This window comes from Erwinia sp. (genome assembly GCF_031978025.1).
In the GTDB taxonomy this organism is placed as follows: Bacteria; Pseudomonadota; Gammaproteobacteria; order Enterobacterales; family Enterobacteriaceae; genus Erwinia.
The window spans coordinates 1-3,816 of record NZ_DALZCD010000350.1 but is presented as its reverse complement, the minus strand read 5'-3'; the positions used below and the strand labels follow the sequence as shown (position 1 = coordinate 3,816).

Annotated in this window: 5 protein-coding genes and 2 rRNA genes; 2 read left to right on the top strand and 5 right to left on the bottom strand. The window is 52.3% G+C overall.

What is annotated here, in order from left to right; translation table 11 throughout:
• The 3 genes from RTK32_RS19980 to RTK32_RS19970 form a co-directional block, all read right to left on the bottom strand.
• Positions 1-347: DsbA family protein (locus tag RTK32_RS19980; RefSeq protein ID WP_312047001.1), on the bottom strand; the 347-nt coding region annotated here is incomplete at its 3' end.
• Between the two features lie 47 nt (positions 348-394).
• A complete protein-coding gene (locus tag RTK32_RS19975; RefSeq protein ID WP_312046999.1) occupies positions 395-1,387 on the bottom strand; it encodes a serine/threonine protein kinase in 993 nt (330 codons plus the stop codon).
• 74 nt (positions 1,388-1,461) lie between these two features.
• Positions 1,462-1,731 (bottom strand): YihD family protein, encoded by a 270-nt coding sequence (locus RTK32_RS19970; RefSeq protein WP_312046997.1) that lies wholly within the window; start codon positions 1,729-1,731, stop codon positions 1,462-1,464.
• A gap of 75 nt (positions 1,732-1,806) precedes the next feature.
• On the opposite strand from RTK32_RS19970, the gene mobA reads away from it, so the two are divergent.
• Positions 1,807-2,400, top strand: a complete 594-nt coding sequence (gene mobA / locus RTK32_RS19965; RefSeq protein ID WP_312046996.1) for a molybdenum cofactor guanylyltransferase MobA — start codon at positions 1,807-1,809, stop codon at positions 2,398-2,400.
• Entirely contained in the window at positions 2,397-2,903 is a 507-nt protein-coding gene (gene mobB / locus RTK32_RS19960) for a molybdopterin-guanine dinucleotide biosynthesis protein MobB (protein WP_312046995.1), read from the top strand. The genes mobA and mobB overlap by 4 nt, the downstream gene beginning before the upstream one ends.
• Before the next feature lie 265 nt (positions 2,904-3,168).
• Here the strand turns inward: mobB and rrf are convergent.
• Positions 3,169-3,284: ribosomal RNA gene (rrf, locus tag RTK32_RS19955) — 5S ribosomal RNA — on the bottom strand.
• Positions 3,285-3,386: 102 nt separating this feature from the next.
• Positions 3,387-3,816 (bottom strand): 23S ribosomal RNA (locus tag RTK32_RS19950); the annotation flags it as partial.

Here is a 3,816-nt window from a genome sequence, read left to right as displayed (position 1 = left end):
TGGATGCCTTCAAACAGCGGAGCAGTGACTTTATCTTCTACACCCAGTGCCATGGCAACGGCCCAGGCCTGCGTGACGACTTTACCCATTTCGCCGCCAAGGAATTCAACGTGATACTTAGTCACTTTTGTCCCGGCGGGTACGGCTTTTTTTACCGCATCGCTGACGTGCCAGACGTGTTCAAATTCATAGCAGTGCGGGCAGAAGAAAGAGAAGAACTCCACAACCTGGGGCTCGCCGGTAACGGGTTTCTGTATCGTGACGTACTGCTGACCATCGGTAAACTGGGCAGCAGAAGCGCTGAACGCCAGAAAAGCCCCAACCAGCGCGAATAAAATCTTTTTCATCTGAAAACTCTCTCCTAACAGCAAAAGAGGCTGACCGGAAAAGGCGGTCAGCCCTGGAATACAGGCATCAGCTGCAGCGGTGGCTCCTGCAACAGCCGGGCCTGCTCATTAAAAATAGCGATCTGTCTGCGCCAGAAATCTTCGTCCGTCATCCATGGAAAGCTGGCCGGAAACGCAGGATCTTCCCAACGGCGCACAATCCACGCCAGATAATAAACCATCCTCATAGCGCGTAAAGGCTCAATCAGTGACAATTCGTGTGTGTCGAACTCACAGAATTCACCGTAGGCTTCCAGCAGGATATCCCACTGAATGCGCTGCTCCTGAAGGTCACCGTTAATAAGCATCCACAAATCCTGGACGGCCGGGCCATTACGCGCGTCATCCAAATCGACAAACAAAGGGCCATCACGCCACAGAATATTGCCAGGATGGCAATCACCATGCAGACGAAGCGGCTGCCACTGAGTATGCCAGCACTTTTGTAAAGTTGTGCTGAGTAGATCGACGCTTGCCAATAAATCCTGTTTTAGTTTAGGTGGGATCAACTTACTGGCGACAAGTACCTGCCGGGGTTCATGAATATACTCTTCCAGGCTAAAGGTTGGGCGGGCAACGAAGCTTTTTTTACGTCCCGTCTGGTGAATACGCCCCAGAAAACGGCCAACCCACTCCAGATGATCGTAGTTATCCGTTTCGTACTGCCGTCCTCCAAGGCTGGGGAAAACGGTGAACCAGTAGCCGTTATGCTGATGTAACGTTTGCCCCTGTAGCGCAAGCGGTGCGGCAACAGGAACCTCATCAGCCAGCAGCTCGGCTGTAAATTGGTGTTCCTCTTCAATTTGCAGCGGCGACCAGCGCTGAGGGCGATAAAACTTCACCACATAGCGTTTTTTTTCCTCATCGGAAAACTGATAGACCCGATTTTCATAGCTGTTTAGCGCAGTAAGCCCCGACTCAACGCGAATGCCCGTTTCCCAGAGCGCGTCCAGAATCGTATCAGGATTAAGATTTTGAAAGTTAAAGGCGGGTTCGGTCATCCGGCGTACTCATCGATAATCATCATGCGTTGAGGATACCATTAATCGCTCGTGCGTCGGATGAACAGCGATAGTTAATCTTTAATAACACCGCGCGCACGTAGCAATGCCGTTTTGAAATCGTCCTCATAATCTTTTTGCAGGCCAGGAATGGCTTCGCTCTTGTCGGCGTTACGGAGTTTAAGATGATAAATCAGTACGTCATCGGTCAGGTCGACCAAAGGTTGAGTAAAACCTGCTTCTTCCGCCATTTTCTGCAAAAATTGCGCTAAATTCAGATCGGGTTCCTGTTGCCAGGCTGGCTGCAGCAGTGAAATTAATTCATTGAGACGATGACATTTCATAATAGGGTTCCTGTAAATATCGGGTTCCGTTACGGTAACAGGGTTAATCCCACAAAAAAAGAGGGTATAAAGCTGATGGATTTGGATGGGTCGGATACCGTTTCGATTGCAGGCGTCATTCTTGCCGGCGGACGTGGCAGCCGCATGGGGGGCGAAGATAAAGGATTAGTCCTGTACCGGGATAAGCCGCTTTATCAGCACGTATTGGCCAGGCTACGCTCTCAGGTCAGCCGTATATATATTAGCGCTAACCGCAATCTGCCTGTTTATCGGCAAACCGGTCTGACAGTGATAACCGATACTTTACCTGATTTTCCCGGGCCGCTGGCCGGTATGCTGGCAGCGCTGGAGCAAACAGAGGCGGAGTGGACGATATTTGTCTCTTGTGATACCCCTTCGCTGCCGGAAGATTTGGTTTCTCGTCTGTGGCACGCAAAACGGGCTGCGCCCGTAGTCTGGGCCAGATCGGGAGGACGCGATCATCCTACCCTGGCGCTAATGCATATCAGCTTAACGGAACCGCTAAGGGAGTTTCTGGCCAGGGGAGAGCGAAAGGTCATGGTTTTTCTTCAACAAGCAGGAGGACATGGCGTAAGTTTCGACGATTGCCCTGACGCGTTTAATAATATAAATCGCCATGAAGATCTTATTGCAGGAGCACGCGAATGATCCCTCTTTTAGCCATCGCCGCCTGGAGCGGGACAGGTAAAACTACGCTGTTAAAACAGGTTATTGCCCTCCTGAAAGCGCGTGGGATCCGTGTGGGTCTGATCAAACATACTCACCACAATATGGATATCGACACGCCCGGCAAGGACAGCTATGAACTCCGCAAGGCAGGGGCCGATCAGGTGATGGTTTATAATCCTCAGCGGTGGGCGTTGATTACCGAAACCCCTGACCATCAGGAGCCTGATCTTCGCTATCTTGCCAGTCGAATGAATCCAGCTTTGACAGATATTATTTTAGTGGAGGGCTTTAAACATGAACCGGTGCCTAAAATAGTACTGTGGCGAGGAGGAAGCGAACAGCGTTTCAACGAGCTGTTTGATGAACACGTTATTGCAGTAGCCGCTGATGCTATTTTCTCACTGCCCGTCCCTTTGCTGGATATTAATAATGCAGCTATGGTTACCGACTTTATTTTAAAGTGGTTAGAAGAGCAGCTATAAATCCCCAAGCCAATTTCAAAAAGGCAGTAGAGAGCCGTTTTAAGGCACTATGCAGCTGGTTTCAGCAGGCTGGCGCGCGTAAACGTACTGAGCGTCGGCAATCAGGTCAGCGGATGCAGGGTTTGTGCCTTTACGCTGAAAACGCAGCCGCCCGGGACAGGGAGGGCATGAGGTCCTGCCTGCCGTACCGTTTACGACGGCCCGCCGCTGCGCGGCAGAAACGCAAAAAGCCCCGACCGTGAGGTCGGGGCTGTCGCGATTTGATGCCTGGCAGTTCCCTACTCTCGCATGGGGAGACCCCACACTACCATCGGCGCTACGGCGTTTCACTTCTGAGTTCGGCATGGGGTCAGGTGGGACCACCGCGCTAAAGCCGCCAGGCAAATTCTGTTCACGCGACCGCCCGGAGGCCGCCGCGTTAAATCCGGTACAAGCTGAAAACGGTGCGTCTCTCAGACGCCGCCAGAACGCTTCTGGCGTTGTAAGGTTAAGCCTCACGGGTCATTAGTACCGGTTAGCTCAACGCATCGCTGCGCTTACACACCCGGCCTATCAACGTCGTAGTCTTCAACGTCCCTTCAGGTGGCTTAAAGCCACAGGGAGAACTCATCTCGAGGCAAGTTTCGCGCTTAGATGCTTTCAGCGCTTATCTTTTCCGCACTTAGCTACCGGGCAGTGCCATTGGCATGACAACCCGAACACCAGCGGTGCGTTCACTCCGGTCCTCTCGTACTAGGAGCAACCCCTCTCAATTCTCCAGCGCCCACGGCAGATAGGGACCGAACTGTCTCACGACGTTCTAAACCCAGCTCGCGTACCACTTTAAACGGCGAACAGCCGTACCCTTGGGACCTACTTCAGCCCCAGGATGTGATGAGCCGACATCGAGGTGCCAAACACCGCCGTCGATATG

Excerpts from the sequence above, each read along its gene's own strand:
- RTK32_RS19975 (WP_312046999.1), bottom strand. The coding sequence starts at position 1,387 with ATGACCGAACCCGCCTTTAACTTTCAAAATCTTAATCCTGATACGATT.
- RTK32_RS19970 (WP_312046997.1), bottom strand. The coding sequence starts at position 1,731 with ATGAAATGTCATCGTCTCAATGAATTAATTTCACTGCTGCAGCCAGCC.
- mobA (WP_312046996.1), top strand. The coding sequence starts at position 1,807 with ATGGATTTGGATGGGTCGGATACCGTTTCGATTGCAGGCGTCATTCTT.
- mobB (WP_312046995.1), top strand. The coding sequence starts at position 2,397 with ATGATCCCTCTTTTAGCCATCGCCGCCTGGAGCGGGACAGGTAAAACT.